Origin of the sequence: Roseburia sp. OM02-15 (assembly GCF_003481835.1) — a bacterium.
In the GTDB taxonomy this organism is placed as follows: domain Bacteria; phylum Bacillota; class Clostridia; order Lachnospirales; family Lachnospiraceae; genus Eubacterium_I; species Eubacterium_I ramulus_A.
In genome coordinates this window covers 20,306-37,711 of record NZ_QULX01000007.1, presented here as the reverse complement: position 1 = coordinate 37,711, position 17,406 = coordinate 20,306, and the positions used below count along the sequence as shown (strand labels likewise).

At 45.1% G+C, this 17,406-nt stretch carries 12 protein-coding genes; all 12 read right to left on the bottom strand.

Annotation, left to right across the window (positions count from 1 at the left end; genetic code table 11):
- Positions 1–86: 86 nt before the first annotated feature.
- The gene (locus tag DXB15_RS08460) at positions 87–365 is read right to left on the bottom strand and encodes a cyclic-phosphate processing receiver domain-containing protein (protein WP_109214790.1); all 279 of its coding nucleotides are present in this window, start codon (positions 363–365) and stop codon (positions 87–89) included.
- A gap of 170 nt (positions 366–535) precedes the next feature.
- Positions 536–1,828 (bottom strand): aminotransferase class I/II-fold pyridoxal phosphate-dependent enzyme, encoded by a 1,293-nt coding sequence (locus DXB15_RS08455; RefSeq protein ID WP_118702671.1) that lies wholly within the window; start codon positions 1,826–1,828, stop codon positions 536–538.
- A gap of 84 nt (positions 1,829–1,912) precedes the next feature.
- Complete coding sequence (locus DXB15_RS08450; protein ID WP_118702670.1) at positions 1,913–3,232, bottom strand: replication-associated recombination protein A; 1,320 nt, start codon at positions 3,230–3,232, stop codon at positions 1,913–1,915.
- 664 nt (positions 3,233–3,896) lie between these two features.
- Positions 3,897–5,036 carry an aminotransferase class V-fold PLP-dependent enzyme gene (locus DXB15_RS08445; protein ID WP_118702669.1) on the bottom strand — a complete coding sequence of 380 codons (1,140 nt, stop codon included), beginning with the start codon at positions 5,034–5,036 and terminating at the stop codon, positions 3,897–3,899.
- Positions 5,037–5,145: 109 nt separating this feature from the next.
- On the bottom strand, positions 5,146–6,483 hold the full coding sequence (locus DXB15_RS08440) for a uracil-xanthine permease family protein (protein WP_109214797.1): 1,338 nt from the start codon (positions 6,481–6,483) through the stop codon (positions 5,146–5,148).
- A 236-nt stretch (positions 6,484–6,719) separates the two neighbouring features.
- Positions 6,720–8,072, bottom strand: a complete 1,353-nt coding sequence (locus tag DXB15_RS08435; protein ID WP_109214798.1) for a uracil-xanthine permease family protein — start codon at positions 8,070–8,072, stop codon at positions 6,720–6,722.
- A 37-nt stretch (positions 8,073–8,109) separates the two neighbouring features.
- Positions 8,110–8,574: a 4Fe-4S binding protein gene (locus DXB15_RS08430; RefSeq protein ID WP_118702668.1), complete on the bottom strand. Its 465-nt coding sequence runs from the start codon at positions 8,572–8,574 to the stop codon at positions 8,110–8,112.
- Positions 8,575–8,576: 2 nt separating this feature from the next.
- The gene (xdh, locus tag DXB15_RS08425) at positions 8,577–11,153 is read right to left on the bottom strand and encodes a selenium-dependent xanthine dehydrogenase (RefSeq protein WP_118702667.1); all 2,577 of its coding nucleotides are present in this window, start codon (positions 11,151–11,153) and stop codon (positions 8,577–8,579) included.
- 376 nt (positions 11,154–11,529) lie between these two features.
- Positions 11,530–12,144, bottom strand: a complete 615-nt coding sequence (locus DXB15_RS08420; RefSeq protein ID WP_118702666.1) for a TetR/AcrR family transcriptional regulator — start codon at positions 12,142–12,144, stop codon at positions 11,530–11,532.
- A 132-nt stretch (positions 12,145–12,276) separates the two neighbouring features.
- Positions 12,277–12,654, bottom strand: a complete 378-nt coding sequence (locus DXB15_RS08415) for a RidA family protein (RefSeq protein WP_109214802.1) — start codon at positions 12,652–12,654, stop codon at positions 12,277–12,279.
- 191 nt (positions 12,655–12,845) lie between these two features.
- Positions 12,846–14,219, bottom strand: coding sequence for a dihydropyrimidinase (hydA, locus tag DXB15_RS08410; protein ID WP_118702665.1), 1,374 nt, complete (start codon positions 14,217–14,219; stop codon positions 12,846–12,848).
- Positions 14,220–14,295: 76 nt separating this feature from the next.
- Positions 14,296–17,286, bottom strand: coding sequence for a putative selenate reductase subunit YgfK (gene ygfK, locus DXB15_RS08405; RefSeq protein ID WP_118702664.1), 2,991 nt, complete (start codon positions 17,284–17,286; stop codon positions 14,296–14,298).
- Positions 17,287–17,406: the final 120 nt, after the last annotated feature.

The following is a 17,406-nucleotide window of genomic DNA, read 5'->3' as shown; positions in this document are numbered from 1 at the left end:
ATAACTTTTTGTGTGCGACTAGTGTTTTTCTGCATCACTGGAGTGTGGATTTATTTGATTTTCATTTTGTACAGGGAATTCTCGTATCATCCCCAATATCTACGAATCATCCGCAACATATTCTCTCTCCCAACCGGATTCATAGTATGAAGCTTTATTGGATAAAAAAGACTATTTTCCACTAACCAATCCAACAGTTTTATCCCATCTCCGCCATCATAAGCATAATCTCCCAGATCATGATCACAATCAATCAGCAAAATCGGTTCCTTTGCCGATTCAATGACGCTTTTCGCGCTATTTACACTTTTACACCATACATAGCCTTCCGGCGCAGGGCGTATATCATCTAACCAAATCTTCATATTTTTTCATTCTCCTTCTACAGTAACTATTCGTCTTTATCTGCTTTCCATCCTTTATTCAAATTTTATTTACACCACAAATTTACAAATTAATCTCAAAACAGACATCCCGTTTCTTTCGAACTCAGAATGTCTGTTTCAACTTTTATCTTATTAACAATTACAATGCATTATGCCTCTAACAGTTTTTCCACACTTGCAAGTTTTGCACAAACGATAAATACCTCGCATGCCTCTTTCAGTTCTTCCATTGGTGGAAGTGTCGGAGCGATACGGATCACGGAATCCTTCGGATCCTTTTTGTATGGGTATGGTGCGCCTGCACCTGTCAGTACAACACCAGCCTCTTTTGCTTTTGCAACGATGTTCTTTGCACATCCTTCATTTGCCTTGAAGGTGATGAAATATCCACCATTCGGACGAATCCAGCTTCCTGCGCCAAGACCTTTCAGTTCTTCCTCAAAACGATCCAGGATCATCTCAAATTTCGGACGGATGATTGCTGCATGTTTTGCCATATGTGCTTTTACGCCATCAATATCTTTTAAAAATTTTACGTGGCGAAGCTGGTTGATCTTGTCAAATCCGATAGTCTGAATGGTCAGACGTTTCAGGATGTCTGCTTTGTTCTCAAGACTTGTGATCAGTCCGGATACACCTGCGCCTGAGAATGTGATCTTGGATGTGGAGCAGAACTCGATCGGAAGGTTCGGATTTCCGGCTTTCTCACACTCGCCAAGGATCTCAAGGATCTGATCTGCTTTATCTTCATACAGATCATGTACGCAGTAAGCATTATCCCAGTAAATACGGAAGTCTTCTGCTGCCGGTTTTAAGTGGGCCAGTCTGCGGACGGTCTCATCAGAATAGGATGTTCCCATCGGATTGGAGTATTTCGGTACACACCAGATACCTTTGATACTGTCATCTTCGCTGACTAATTTTTCTACCATATCCATATCCGGGCCATCTTCGTAAAGTGGTACGTTAATCATCTCGATGCCAAAGCACTCTGTGATGGCAAAATGACGGTCATATCCCGGAACCGGGCAGAGCCATTTTACTTTATCAAGTTTGCACCATGGTGTGCTTCCGTTTACACCAAAAAGCATGGAACGTGCAATGCAGTCATACATGATGTTCAGACTTGCATTTCCGTAAACAATGACATTGTCATATGCTTCCGGGCCAAGTCCAACTAAGCTTGCGATGAATTCCTGTCCCTCTGTGATACCATCAATCACACCGTAGTTACGGATATCTGTACCGGCTCTGCTGACTAACGGAGTCTTGCTGGTCAGAACGTCCATCATCGGCATGGACAGCTCAAGCTGCTCTTTGGATGGTTTTCCTCTGGACATATCCAGCTTCAAGCCTTTTTTGCAGATTTCTTTGTACTGCTGTTCCAGGCTCTCTTTTTCTTTTAATAATTCCTCTCTGCTCATTTCCTGATAAGACTGCATTGATTTTTCCTCCTGCTGTGTATTGTTAAATCATTTTTTACAACTTCTTTTTATTTTATATTCAAAAGGAGATTTGACAAAAATTTACTCCTGTTTGATTTTTTTAAAATATTCCCGAATGGTCTGCTCATAGCCGTTTTCTGTCGGCTCATAGAATTTCATATCTTTGTATGCATCCGGCAGATACTGCTGCTCCACGTAGTGATTCGGATAATCGTGGGCATATTTGTATCCAAGCCCACGTCCAAGTTTTGCAGCACCTTTGTAATGGGCATCGCAGAGATACGTTGGAACCGGTGCGGTTCTCGACTCCCGAACAACGGAAAGTGCTTTGTCCACTGCCAGGTAAGCCGCATTGCTCTTTGGTGCGCTTGCCACATAAGTGACTGCCTGTGCCAGCACGATCCGTGCCTCCGGCATTCCAAGCCGCTCCACCGCCTGAGCTGCGCTGACCGCCACAGTCAGGGCGTTCGGGTCTGCATTTCCCACATCTTCTGATGCACAGATCATAATTCTCCGGGCAATAAATGTCACATCTTCCCCGGCGTACAGCATTTTTGCCAGATAGTAGACCGCTGCGTCCGGATCAGACCCCCGCATACTTTTGATAAATGCGGAAATATTATCATAATGGCTGTCGCCATTTTTATCATACTTGATCACGCGCTTCTGGATACATTCGGAAGCCACATCCAGCGTGATATGGATGAGCCCGTCTGCACTGCGTTCTGTGGTAAGGATTCCCAGTTCTATGGCATTTAATGCGCTGCGGGCATCTCCGTTTGACACATCTGCCAGAAATTCCAGTGCATCTTCATCCGCCACCGCACGATAAGCTCCCATGCCTTTTTCCATGTCCTCTAAGGCACGGTGCAGCAGCGTTTTGATATCCTCTTTATCCAACGGCTTTAATTCAAAAATAATGGATCGGGAAATCAGCGCTCCGTTTACCTCAAAATACGGATTCTCCGTAGTGGCACCGATCAGTGTCACCGTACCGTCCTCCACAAACGGAAGCAGATAATCCTGCTGACCTTTGTTAAAACGGTGAATCTCATCGATAAACAGGATCGTACGTTTTCCGTACATGCCCTGCAGCTGTTTTGCCTTTTCAATCACAGCTTCCATATCCTTTTTTCCGGCGGAAGTCGCATTGATCTGCATAAATTCTGCGCTGGTCGTTTTCGCAATGACCTTCGCCAGTGTGGTTTTTCCGGTTCCCGGAGGTCCGTAAAAAATAACCGACTGCAGTTTGTCCGCTTTGATGGCACGATACAGCAATTTGTCTTTGCCGATGATGTGCTGCTGACCAACCACTTCTTCCAGCTTCGTTGGTCGCAATCTGGAAGCCAGCGGCGATTCCTTTTCCTTATTTTGTTCTCTCATGTAATCAAATAAATCCATTTTTTGATCTCCATTTCACGTTTCATCCTTCAAAAATGAATCCTTTTCATGATATAAAATTCATTTTTAACTGTTTTCATCCTGTAAAATGCATGGAATTTAAATGTTTTTGCATGATACCAATGTGATATCTTTCATATCCATGCTATACAATACATTAAATTTACCGGTCTGACAAGTTATTTTTTTGTCAAAGTTGCATTTTCTCCAATTTTTCCATAATATAGGAAGATTTGCATTTCTGTTTTCTACATTGTGCCGAAGATTTTTCTCCTGTTTTCGCCTTATAATATCAATTTGAACGCAGATTCAAGTCGAACGCACGTGAGACTTGGTGCGTGATTCTGGTCAGCGAAAGCTGACATATTCTTCTCAGAATCACTGCACATCCCCGCGGAGCGTTTATCTCAGTCGGAGATTGTACTCCCACTGAGAAAGACTTGTTATTACTCACCACTTGCAGAAGTGGGAGTCTTCTCGACTGAGATAAACATTCTCCCGCTTCAAGTGCGTAGAGCACTAAGCGGTAGGTAAGGGGGGATGCTTATGTCAGTGGGAGTTAAAAGCTCCCACTGACAGGTCGCAAAGCGACTGCGTTCATGAGCAAGTAGCGAAAGCGGATTGCGAATGTCCGCTTTACATCACAAATCATATCATAATTACATTACTCTTCTTCCGCCAATTCTATCACCGCCGCGATCGCCGTCTCCACTTCTTCCTCAGTATTGTAATGGGAAAAACTAAACCGCACAGCGCCCTGCTCAACCGTTCCAAGCGCCTCATGCATCAGCGGTGCACAATGTCCGCCTGGTCTTGTAGAAATCTCCCATCCTTCAAACAATTCATCACTGACCTCTGAAGAATCATAATCCCCGATATTAAAAGACACGATCGGGCAACGATTTTTCTGTGAAAAATCACCGTATATTTTCACTCCCGGAATTTCACGGATGCCTTCATAAAACTGCCACATCAGGTTATGTTCTTTTTCCCGAATTGCGTCAATGCCTGTCCGCATCAGGTAGTCTAAGGCCGCATCCAACCCTGCAATCCCATGTCCGTTCAGCGTCCCGGCTTCCAGCGCCGTCGGCATCTGCTGCGGATGCCTTTTACTATACGTCTGCACGCCGCTGCCGCCGCTCTTTAACGGACGAAGCTGCAGACCGGTTCTGACATAGAGCCCGCCGGTTCCCTGCGGGCCAAGCAAGCTTTTGTGCCCGGTAAAGCATAAAATATCTATATGCATTGCCTGCACATCGATAGGAAATACCCCTGCGGTCTGTGACGCATCCACCACGAAAAGGATTCCGTGCTTTTGCGTCAGTTCTCCGATTGCTGCAATGTCCACCAGATTTCCGGTGACATTGGATCCATGGGTACAGATGATGGCTTTTGTCTCCGGTCGGATTGCAGCCTCCATATTCTCTAACGAAAATCTGCCCTGTGCATCCGCTTTTACAATCGTCAGTTCCACACCTTTTTCTTCCATCTCATAGAGCGGACGGAGCACAGAATTATGCTCCAGCTGCGTGGTGATCACATGATCTCCCGGATTTAATAATCCTTTAATCGCAATATTCAGACTCTCTGTTGCATTGCTTGTAAACACCATCCGCTCCGGATTTTCCGCATGGAAAAATTCTGCCAGTTTTCGTCTTGTATCATAAATCGTGCGAGAAGCCTGCAGTGTTGCTTCGTGCGCCCCTCGTCCTGCATTTCCAAGTGAACATAACGCCTCTGTGACTGCCTGCACAACTTCCTGCGGTTTCCGTCGCGTCGTTGCCGCATTATCAAAATATATCATCGTAAAATCCCCTTTTCTCATATCACATATTACTATTTATTTTACCATAAAAAGGAGCTCCCGCCAATCAGCGAAAGCTCCTTCTATATTCAGCCAAATAATTATTTTCTTATTTCTTTTCTGCTGGTTTATTCTTCGGCAGCACCAGATTTAAGAATACCGCAGTTACTGTTGCAATAACAACCGGCGTCTTACCAAATACAGTTGTCACCCATGCCGGGAACATTCCCAGAGACGCAGATGCCTGTGTCACACCAACACCAAGCGCAACCGACAAACCAACAATAGAAGTATTTCGATAACTCATCGGCTGACTTGTGATCAGCTTGATACCTGTCATTGCGATAGAAGCAAATACAGAAATCGTTGCTCCACCAAGCACACACTGCGGAATGGTTGTCAGCAGTGCAGAAAACTTCGGCACCAGACCTGCAATCAGCAGAATACCCGCAGACATTCCGAGTACAGAACGATTGATAACTTTTGTCGTAGTAACGATACCTACATTCTGACTGTAGGAAGCAGTCGGCAGACCACCAAGGAATGCACCGATGACATTCGTACATCCATATCCTACAATGGCACCTTTTAACTCTTTATCCGTCGGCTCACGATCCATACCGCCGGTTGTGGTTGCGGTAAAATCACCGATCGCCTGAATTGCATTGATGGCAAATAACAAACCAATCGCAATGCAGGAAGACGGATCAAACTGAATGCCAAAATGCATGATCTGCGGCATCTGGAAAAAGCTTGCCTGCGCCACCGCACTCAGATCTACCATACCGAAACATGCTGCAATAATATAACCACAAATAATACCGATCAGAATAGAAGCCAGTTTCAAAAATCCTTTGGTAAAATGATTCAAAAATGTAACGATAGCTAACGTGATAATGGCTACCAGCCAGTTTGTCCAATGTCCGTAATTTCCACTGGATGCGCCACCTGCCATGTAATTGACAGCAGTCGGATACAGAGAAAGTCCAATCGTAAATACAACGGTTCCTGTTACCAGCGGTGGAAATACTTTTCGGATCTTATCAATAAAAAATCCAATGATCATCGCAATGATACCACCGATGATCTGTGCTCCAAATATCGCCGCAATACCTGTATCTGCCGCAATCGCCTGCATACTTGCCACATATGCAAAACTGGTTCCCATAATAACCGGTAATCCTGCCCCCATGCGGAAGCCGTTTTTCGGTCCGATCGGAAACAGCTGTAAAAATGTGGAAAGTGCGGAAACTACCAGTGCAGACTGAATCAGCATAACACGGTTGGCTCCCTCAAGACCTGCGACACCTGCCACAATGATTGCCGGGGTTACACAGCCTACGATCATCGCTACTACATGCTGCAGTGCCAGCGGAAGTGCCTTGCTCAGCTGCGGAACACCGTTTAACTCGAAAATAGACGCATTTTTTCCCTCTGTCTTTTTCATATACTAAAATCCTCCATCTTTTGCATTATGCTATCGTGATCTCATCACACAATAATTTTTACATTTTTTTCTCAGATATTATAACGCAGATATTTTCCGATTTACAACCACTCCGCTTATGAATTGTATTTATAGTATTTGTTAGTTGTGCTAATAAAAAAGCTCTCCTTTTTACATTTTTCAAAGTCTGTAAAAAAAGAGAGCTTTCATCATTCATCTCAAGATTTTATTAAATTTTATTTTTCTTCTGTTTCTTTTTTCACTTCTGGTTTTTCTTTCGGCAATACCAGATTTAAGAATACAGCTGCTACTGTTGCGATAACAACCGGAGTTTTTCCGAATACAGTTGTTACCCATGCCGGGAACATTGCAAGAGATGCGGAAGCCTGAGTTACACCAACACCAAGTGCTACAGCCAGACCTACAACGGATGTATTTCTGAAGTTCATCTCCTGTGTGGTGATCAGTTTGATACCTGTCATTGCGATAGATGCAAATACGGAAATGGTTGCACCACCAAGTACACACTGCGGAATGGTTGTCAGTAATGCGGAGAATTTCGGCACCAGACCTGCGATCAGCAGAATGCCAGCACCCATTCCAAGGACTACACGGTTGATAACTTTTGTTGTTGTAACGATACCTACGTTCTGGCTGTAGGAAGCTGTCGGAAGACCACCAAGGAATGCACCGACAACGTTCATGCATCCGTAACCTACGATGGCACCTTTTAACTCTTTATCGGTCGGCTCACGATCCATACTACCTGTTGTAGTTGCTGTGAAATCGCCGATAGCCTGAATTGCATTGATCGCAAACAGTAATCCGATGGCAATACAGGATGACGGCTCAAATTTGATACCAAAATGCATGATCTGCGGAGCCTGGAAAAAGCTTGCCTGTGCCACTGCGGTCAGATCTACCATTCCAAAAAATGCTGCAATGATATAACCACAGATAATACCGATCAGGATAGAAGCCAGTTTTACAAAACCTTTTGTAAAGTGATTTAAAAATGTAACGATAGCCAGTGTGATAAATGCTACCAGCCAGTTTGTCCAGTGACCATAGTTTGCGCTAGAAGAACCACCTGCCATGTAATTAACAGCGGTCGGATACAGGGAAAGTCCGATGGTAAATACAACCGTTCCTGTTACCAGCGGCGGGAATACTTTACGGATCTTGTCGATGAAGAATCCGATAATGACTGCGATAATACCGCCGACGATCTGTGCACCAAATATTGCTGCGATACCCGTATCTGCTGCAATTGCCTGCATACTTGCTACATAGGCAAAGCTGACACCCATGATCACCGGCAAACCGGAACCCAGACGGAAGCCGCCCTTTTTACCGATCGGGAACAACTGCAAAAATGTGGAAATTGCGGATACGATCAGTGCTGACTGAATCAGCATAACACGGTTTGCATTGTCAAGTCCTGCTACTCCTGCTACGATGATCGCCGGTGTTACACAGCCTACGATCATCGCTACAACGTGCTGCAAAGCCAGCGGAAGCGCTTTGCTCATCTGCGGAATTCCATCAAGTTCGAAAATAGACGCGTATTTTCTTTTTGCCTTTTCCATTACATAAATCCTCCTCTTATATGTATGTGATTTTATATCATTTTTTTATAAATTCACGGATATCAACAATTGCATTTCTCGGACATTTCACCACACAGTTTCCACAGGATAAACAGTCTGCTTCATATATTACCGCACAATTATCTTCAATCTGTATTGCCTCACTCGGGCAGTTTCTGTGGCACAGACCACAGCCGATGCAGCTCACATCACAGGCATTTCTCGCCGGTGCTCCCATATCACGATTGGAGCAGCGTACCAGAAACGGTTCTCCCACATTGTGCATGTGGATGATCTGCTGCGGACAGGCTTTTTCACACAACCGACAACCCACACAGTTGTCACGATCGATTTCTGCCACGCCCTGTGCATTGATGCTCACGGCATTTTTCCGACAGGCTTCCACACAGGCGCCACAGCCGATACATCCATATTGACAGTTGTGATTGTGTTCTCCGCCGTTACATGCCACATAAGCAAACTTCCGAATTCGTTTTTTCATTGTCACTGCACCCCCTTTTTATACTGCTGGTCTGCAGCATAAGGTGTATCTGCAAGTGGAAGTCTGGTACGATACTTGCCATCATAACTGTAGTAAGCTGCCGCGATCGCCGGTGCGGTCGGAATGGAAGTGATCTCTCCGATACCGATGGCTCCGCATGCCACATTCAGTCCTGCTTTTTCTACAATGATACTTTCCACTTCCGGAATCTCATTCGCCCGGAATAAACCAAGAGTTCCGTATTTGGATAACGGTTTACAGTCCTTAAGGTCGTAGCGCTCTCTTAGGGTATAGCCAAGAGACATGATCACGCCGCCCTCGATCTGACCTTCCACAGACAATGGATTTACCGCACGTCCCACATCGTGAGCTGCCACAACTTTTTCCACTCTTCCGTCTTTGTCTAGGACACATACCTGAGTCGCATAACCGTAAGCTACGTGAGATACCGGGTTTGGAACATCTGCGCCAAGTTTATCGGTTTTTGCCAGATATTCGCCGTAGAATTCTTCCCCTTCCAGCTCTGCAAGACTTTTGGTTTTTCTCGCTTCGTTATATAATTCACAGGCTCTGCGCATCGCCTCACCGGTAACCAACGTCTGTCTGGAGCCGGATGTGGTTCCGGAATCCGGTGCGTTGATGGTATTTGCCGCTTCATATACGATATCCTCACGGGTCAAATCCGTATTTTCGATCGTCATCTGTACCAGTACCGTTCCAAGTCCCTGACCGATGCAGGAAGCACCGGATCGGATATGTGCTTTTCCATCCTTAATGGCAAGAATCGCTCTTCCAAAATCCGGAATACCAACGCCGACACCGGCATTTTTCATGGCACAGGCAATACCTACATACTGATTGTTTTCAAATACATCTTTCACCGCTTCCAGTGTCTCCACCAGTCCGGTGGATTCATCTACGATCTGTCCGTTTGGAAGTACCTGTCCCGGCCGGATCGCATTGCGATAACGGATCTCCCAGGCGCTAATGCCGATCTTCTCTGCCAGCTTCGTCAGCATCATTTCCATGCAGAAGCAGGTCTGGGTTACACCGAATCCACGGAAGGCGCCTCCCGGCGGATTGTTTGTATAATATGCTTTTCCATCGATTTCAAAGTTCTGATAGTTATACGGACCCGCCGCATGGGTACAGGCACGCTCCAGAACTGGTCCGCCTAAAGATGCATATGCTCCGGTATCTGCGATAACGGTAGCGGTTACGCCCTGAATAATGCCGTTCTCATCACATCCAACCGTAAATTTCATATCCATCGGATGCCGTTTCGGATGGATCAGGATGCTTTCCTGTCGCGTTAGTTTTACTTTGACCGGACGTTTCAGCAGATAAGCCGCCAGTGACGCATGATGCTGCACGGACATATCCTCTTTTCCGCCGAATCCGCCGCCCACCAGTTTGTTGACAACCCGGACTTTTTCGCTCGGAAGACCAAGCATTTCGGAACATTCGTGCTGAGTTGCGTAAGTTCCCTGATCTGTGGAATAGATCAGTACGCCGTCCTCATACGGCATGGCAATCGCACATTCCGGCTCCAGAAATGCATGTTCCGTCCAGGGAGTATGGAACTCCTCGGTATAGACATATTTTGCATTGGCAATGGCTTCCTTGGCGTTTCCTCTTGATACATGCTTGTGTGCCAACAGGTTTCCGCTTCCGTGTACCTGCGGCGCATCCTCTTTCATCGCCTCATACGGACTGCTGACAAAGGGCAGCTCCTCGTATTCGACTTTCACCAGTTTTTTCGCTTTTTCCACCACATCCAGGTTCTCACCAACCACAAGTGCAATGGCATCTCCCAGATAATGGGTAATGGAGCCAACCGGAATCATCGTATCCCAGTCCTGAACCAGATGTCCGACTTTCACATCTCCCGGAATATCCGCAGCGGTAAAAATATCTACGATACCCGGAACTGCTTTTGCTTTTTCTGTATCGATGGACAACACCCTTGCTCTCGGATATTTGGAACGGACCGCACTCGCGTGAAGCAGTCCTTCCACCTCCATGTCATCCACGTATTCTCCATATCCTAATGTCTTTTCCCTGGCATCCACACGATGCACGCGCTCGCCCAGTTTCCAGGTAAATTCTTTTTTCGGGATTCCCTTTCCTTCCCGTTTGATCTTTGCGGCTAATTCCACCGCATCCATGATTTTTTTATATCCGGTGCAGCGGCAGATGTTGTTGCGCAGCGCAAACGCGATCTCGTCTCTCGTCGGGTTTGGGTTCTTATCCAGAAGTCCCTTTGTACAAATGACCATTCCCGGAATACAGAATCCGCACTGCACGGCTCCTGCCTCTGCAAAAGCGTATGCATACAGTTCTTTTTCCTCATCCGAAAAGCCTTCCACGGTAAGGATCGATCTGCCATCCATCATGGACAGAGTCGGAATACAGGCTTTCATCGCCACTCCGTCTACCAGCACATGACAGGTTCCGCAGGCTCCCTCACTGCAGCCATCCTTTACGGATTTGCACTTACAGACATCCCGCAGGAACGGCAGCAGCTTTCCATCGCCTTCCACCTGATATAATTCATTATTTACATAAAATTGATACATCGAAATGCCCCCATTCTGATGCAGATGGATAAAAATTCCAGAATGCCTTTTGCTCTGCATACTGACATACACTTGATGCTCCAATATTTGCTTTTACCTGATTCATTTATGTTTCATTTTGTCTGGATTTGATTAAATATTCGACCAAACCGGAATGACCAGTTATCCTTAGATTTGTATCAGATAAGGTATACGAACAGAACCGGCATTTTCATCCGGCGTTTTCGTGATTGTGATATATAAAACCCACCACATTCCGCGTACTTTGACTGAATATTCAATCAAACAGAATGATACATTACATCTTTGCTTTTCCCCATAGCAAAGTTTCAGTAAAAACCATTGGAAATCAAACCTCTGTCAGTAGACAGACCTGTTACCCTTCTTTTTTCTCCATCGCAATTCTGATCTGGCGAAGCACCATGTCTTCTGCATATGCAAAATAGCTGTCTGCGTCAAAACCTTTTCCATCTACCAGCACCTGGATCGAAGCCCCCTCAAGCAACGATACTGCCATATACGGAATCAGTTCCTTGTCTGTCTCCTCCATATTCGGGCAAAAACGAATGATGATCGCCCGGATATTATCTCTCCAAACTGCATACGCTTCCTGAAAACGTGCTCTGATGTCTGCATCGATCCTTGTCTGAACAAGGAAATCAAGTTCTGCAAAATCATACTCTTTTTTCTTGGTCAGCAGAGTTTTTTTCTGCTGGAAGAAAATGTGTAACTGATCTTCCAGTGTATCTTTACTTGATTTCTTGCTTACCTGCTGCATATCGTAGCATTCTTCTAAGATCCATTCCTGCAGTCTCTTTAACAGATCCTGCTTTGTTTTATAATAATAGTGAACATTTGACTGCACCATATCTGCCTTGTCTGCGATCAGATGCATTCTCGTTCCACTGATTGTGACATCATTTACAACTTTCAGTGCCGCATTCAGAATTCTTTCTTCTGTTTCTGTAACATGTAATGTTTCTGTTTTCAAGTCCTTGCCTCCTGCCCATAAGATTCATTAGCACTAGGATTCTATTGTATTTTCTCTTACAGGCAGTGTCAAGAATTTAGCTAAAAATTTTTTAGAGTTAACCTATCGGTCTTGTATACAATCCTGTATTTCTTATTTTTCTACAGCAACTGCTTCAATCTCTACCAGACCTGCTTTCGGAAGGTTTGCAACCTCTACGCAGGAGCGGGCCGGTACTTCGTTTGCAAAATATTTTGCATAGATCTCATTTACTTTACCGAAATCAGCAATGTCTGCTAAGAAGATAGTTGTTTTTACAACATGATCAAAATCAGATCCTGTACCTTCCAGAATAGTTTTCAGATTCTCAAGACTCTGTACAGTCTGTGCCTCGATGCCTTCCGGAAGGGTACCATCTGCCGGGTTTAAACCTAACTGTCCGGAAATAAAGATCATGTTTCCTGTTTTTACTGCGTGTACATATGGACCTACTGCTGCCGGTGCTCCGTTTACGTTGATTGACTGTTTCATAATAATTTCCTTCTTTCTTTTATTCTTTTTAAACTGTCATAATAACAATTTAGATTCTATTATAATGCAGTACCTCACTGCTTTACAAGCAATCCTGTAAATACACATTCGTATATACATTCTATTTGCTATCATTCCTATGTAATATTTGAAAACAATATTTAAAAATCTGTTTCCATTCTACTCATATGCTATAACTGCCGTGCAGTTCTGTGGATGTATTTTCCTTTTAATTCGGTATGTACTTTTCCGTACTCTGCCACCGGACAGCCTCTTAAAAATACCTGTGCTGCCATTCCAGTTCCCGAAATTCCTTCATATGGCGTGTTGTCCACGTTCTGAACCTGTGTCTTGGCTGAGATTGTCCATGCCTTATCCGGATCCCAGATCACCAGATCTGCATCGCTGCCCGGAAGAATGGCTCCTTTTTGCGGATACATGCCAAAAAGTTTTGCCGGACGCTCCGCCAGAAGCTGGCACATGCGCTCAATGGAAGTTCTTCCTTCCACCACTCCATACTGATAAAACAGCATCGGTCGCTGTTCAGTTCCCGGAATACCTCCCGGAATTCTGGTAAAATCATCCTTGCCTCTTGTTTTCTGACCATCCATGTTGAAACTGCAGTGGTCAGTGCCAAGCATATCAACTTCGTCCTTTTCAACTGCCTCCCAGAGTGCCTCCCGGTCTTCTTTTTTTCGAAGGGGCGGTGCACATACATAGGCTGCGCCTGCAAATCCCGGACGATTATATTCTTTCTCATCCAGAATCAGATACTGTGGACAGGTCTCCACAAATACCTGCTGACCTTCTTTTCTGGCTCTCTGGACCACTTTCAGTCCCTGCTTTGAACTTAAATGCACGATATTCACCGGTGTGCCTGCCAGCTTTGCAATGGTCAGAAGCCGGTTAATGGCTTCTGCTTCCGCCTCCGCCGGACGGCTCTTCGGATGCAGGCGTACACTGTTGCGTTCCTCGGATTTGAGTTTTTCCGTTACCGCCTTGATGATGTCACCGTTTTCACAATGAACACCGGCGATACCGTGTTCTTCCTCGATGGCTGATAAAATCTCGAATATCTCTTTGTCATTCACTTTGAGATTATCATATGCCATATATAATTTATAAGAAGTAACACCCTGACGGGTCATTTCTTTGATTTCCCTTTTTGACTCGTCGTTCCAGTCTGTGATCGACATATGAAAACCGTAATCACAGGAACTTTTTCCGTCTGCCATCTTGTGCCAGACATCCAGCGCTTCGGTTAAGGTCTGCCCTTTTTCCTGCGTGGTAAAATCAAGGATCGATGTGGTTCCTCCTGCTATCGCAGCTTTTGTTCCTGTATAAAAATCATCTGCGGTATGAAAATCTCCCGCATCCAGATCGAAATGTGTATGGGTATCGATGAATCCGGGAAATATATATTTCCCGGACGCATCGATGACCGTCATGCCCGGCGCATCAATGGTTTTTGCCACCTGGGTTATTTTCTCACCTTCTACCAGTACATCGGCTGTGTAACTGCCGTTTGCGTAAACAACGGTACCGTTTTTGATTAAATATCCCATTATGAACTCCTTATCTGAAATGCTGTTTCATGCAAGCATGATTCACATTTCTCCATTCAGACTGATTTCTGATCTATTACAGATACAGATAATCATAATCTGCATCGATTGTCAGAATCACCTGTTTTAATCCATCGTATAAGGTACAGTCAGCATCTTTCAGGTTGTAATCCTTCACGAAACCTGCCAGTCTTACTTTAACTGTCATGTTCTCTCTGTTCAGAACCACATAACCGTCATTTTTGCTGTTTTCAAAATCTGCTTCATTTGCAAATAATGTAATTTTCGCCTGATATGGTGCACTGCTGTACGGGCAGAAACTCTTGCAGTTGCCGCACTCGTTACACATGTAATCCACATGGACGATGGCTGGCATTTTCTGTCCCGGTACTGCGATTGTTACATTTGCACGGTTCGGACATACGTCTACGCAGTTCTCACAAATGTGATTACATTCCAGACATCTCTCTTCTTCCGCTTTTCCTTCTGCGGAATGAACCAGAATGCCTTTCTTTTCTGCTGCACGGGCTACATCTGTATCGTATACATACTCAGATTTTGCTGCCTCGCCAAGAATGTGGCTTGCGGCTTTCTGTGCATCACGGATTGCTAACACAATGGTTGCTGCTCCGCCTGCACCATCACCGATGGCGTATACACCCGGTTTGCTTGTCTCCATGGTTTCAGCATCGAGAACCGGCTGTCCTTTCTCGTTGACATTGATGCCGTTTGCTTCATACAGTGCACTGTCTACACGCTCTCCCAGAGATGCGATGATCGTGTCTGCCGGGATCTGAACTTCTTCCTCTGTCTCCACCGGTTTCTGTCTGCCGCTGGCATCCATCTCACCAAGAACTACTTTCTTGCAGGTCAGAACGCCGTCTTTCTGTGTCTTCGGTGCCAACAGTTCTTTCATAACAACGCCGTCTTCTAATGCTTCTAATAATTCATCCTCATCGGCTGGCATGTAACGTTTGGTTCTGCGGTATACCACAGTAACGTCTTCCACGCCTTCAATTCTGCCCGCCATACGTGCCGCATCCATCGCTGTGTTACCAGCTCCGATGACAACGACATGTCTGCCAAGGTTCTGTGCCTTCGGATCTTCTTTTGCTGCCTCAAGGAAGTCTACCGCATTCAGTTCTTTCTCGGTATCTACACCGATGGACATACCTTTGTGTGCACCGATAGCAAGAACGATGGTATCAAAACCTTCCTCTTTCAGACTTTCAATATTTTCAATATTTCTGTTATTTACAAATTTTGCTCCGTATGCTTTTGCAATCTCCACATCTTTTGCGATTGCTTCGTTATCAATACGGAAGGACGGGATCACGTTGCGAACCGTTCCGCCAAAATGCTCTTTTTTGTCAAATACGGTAACGTCTGCTCCACCTTTTGCAAGGAATGCGGAACAGGCAATACCAGCCGGGCCGCCACCTACGATGGCAACTTTCTTGCCGCTGTTTCCTTCTGCTTTCAGCCCACCCAGAACACTGTCATATCCGCCTTTTGCTGCCTGCAGTTTGGTACCGCGGATCGCAACCGGCTCTTCATAGAAGTTTCTGGTACATTTGCTCATACATCTGTGGTTACACAGGGTACCTGTCATAAACGGAAGCGGGTTTTTATCAAGAATAACCTCTAATGCTTCCTGCATTTTTCCTTCACCGGCAAGTTTTACATATGCCGGAATATCCTGATGGATCGGACATCCTTCCATACATGGTGCTGTGAAGCAGTCCAGTAACGGAACTTCTTTGTCCATCTTGCGGCTCGGTAACGGTTTTACCGGTTTTACATGATGTGGATCATGTTTGATCTCCTCGATCAGAGCTGCCAGTCCGTCTACATCTACACCTTCAAACGGTTTGAATTCCATTGCATTCAGTTTGTCTGCAAGCTGGATGCCACGGTTGTATCCGCCTGGTTTTAATAAAGTTGTAGCTACTGTGATCGGCCAAATGCCAAGTCCGAAGATCTTGTCAATGTTAAATGCATCGGCTCCGCCGGAGTAGGAAATTCTTAATTTTCCGTCAAACGCTTTACTGAGCTTATGCGCTACGCTTAAGGACAAAGCACATAAGGATTTTCCGGACATGTACATCTCTTCGCTTGGAAGCTCGTTTCTGGTCACATCTACCGGGAAGGTATTGGTGATTTTTACACCAAAGGCAAGTCCTTTGCTGTCTGCCAGTGCCTGCAGTCTGGTCAGCATCGGTACAGCATCCTCAAACTGAAGATCATCTTTAAAATGGAAATCACCGAATGCCACGTAATCATATCCCATATCGTCCATGATCTTGCGGGCTTCTTCGTATCCCAACAGCGTCGGATTACATTTTACAAATGTATTTAATCCTTTTTCTGTCAGCAGATAAGAAGCAATGCTCTCAATCTCCTCTGGTGGACATCCGTGCAGAGTGGATACTGTTACAGATTTGCAGATATCAGATGGAATTGCCTCGATATCAGCATCTGTCAGTTTACTGAAGCTGTCTTTGTTGTCTTTCAGCCACTGGATGCACTCCTGAAATACCGGATTGTCTTTGGATTCGATCATATTATTTAAAAATGTATCGATTTTTTCTGATTTGATGCCCTGCAGATCATATCCAACACTGATGTTGAAAATAAATCCGTCTGTTGCACCAAGTCCCCACTCTTTGGAGAGTGCTTTTAATGCAACCCATGCTTTGACATACTCTGCGTAAGCCTGCGGTACATACAGCTCTGTAGACCACTCGCAGTTGTAGCATTCATCGTCTGCAAGAATACACGGTTTGCTTACCGGAAGATCCTCGCCGTCTAAGATCTGTACTGTTTTTAACTCAAAGAAACGGCTGCCTGCCAGATATGCTGCTATGATATTCTGTGCAAGCTGTGTGTTTGGTCCTGCCGCCGGTCCGTACGGTGTCTCAATCTTCTCTCCGAAAATAGAAAGACATTTCGCTGGATCTGCTTTATACTCTTTGCGAACGCCAAATACGGTCTGCCGCTTTGTGCGCTCTGTCATCGCCCAGTTCATCAGATTCCCGAAAGGAATCGGTGTCATTCTGTCGCCCATTGTAATTAACCTCTCTTCGTCATGATAATTGTTTTATAAATTCAGCTTATCCCGTCCTAAATATTTATTACATCATCTAATAGATATGTTTTTCTGTAATCCCAACAGTTCCTCTACATT

What these genes read in the sequence shown, in the direction of transcription:
- xdh (WP_118702667.1), bottom strand. Translation starts at nt 11,153, where the DNA reads ATGTATCAATTTTATGTAAATAATGAATTATATCAGGTGGAAGGCGAT.
- DXB15_RS08435 (WP_109214798.1), bottom strand. Translation starts at nt 8,072, where the DNA reads ATGGAAAAGGCAAAAAGAAAATACGCGTCTATTTTCGAACTTGATGGA.
- ygfK (WP_118702664.1), bottom strand. Translation starts at nt 17,286, where the DNA reads ATGGGCGACAGAATGACACCGATTCCTTTCGGGAATCTGATGAACTGG.
- DXB15_RS08415 (WP_109214802.1), bottom strand. Translation starts at nt 12,654, where the DNA reads ATGAAACAGTCAATCAACGTAAACGGAGCACCGGCAGCAGTAGGTCCA.
- hydA (WP_118702665.1), bottom strand. Translation starts at nt 14,219, where the DNA reads ATGGGATATTTAATCAAAAACGGTACCGTTGTTTACGCAAACGGCAGT.
- DXB15_RS08430 (WP_118702668.1), bottom strand. Translation starts at nt 8,574, where the DNA reads ATGAAAAAACGAATTCGGAAGTTTGCTTATGTGGCATGTAACGGCGGA.
- DXB15_RS08440 (WP_109214797.1), bottom strand. Translation starts at nt 6,483, where the DNA reads ATGAAAAAGACAGAGGGAAAAAATGCGTCTATTTTCGAGTTAAACGGT.
- DXB15_RS08445 (WP_118702669.1), bottom strand. Translation starts at nt 5,036, where the DNA reads ATGATATATTTTGATAATGCGGCAACGACGCGACGGAAACCGCAGGAA.
- DXB15_RS08450 (WP_118702670.1), bottom strand. Translation starts at nt 3,232, where the DNA reads ATGGATTTATTTGATTACATGAGAGAACAAAATAAGGAAAAGGAATCG.
- DXB15_RS08460 (WP_109214790.1), bottom strand. Translation starts at nt 365, where the DNA reads ATGAAGATTTGGTTAGATGATATACGCCCTGCGCCGGAAGGCTATGTA.
- DXB15_RS08455 (WP_118702671.1), bottom strand. Translation starts at nt 1,828, where the DNA reads ATGCAGTCTTATCAGGAAATGAGCAGAGAGGAATTATTAAAAGAAAAA.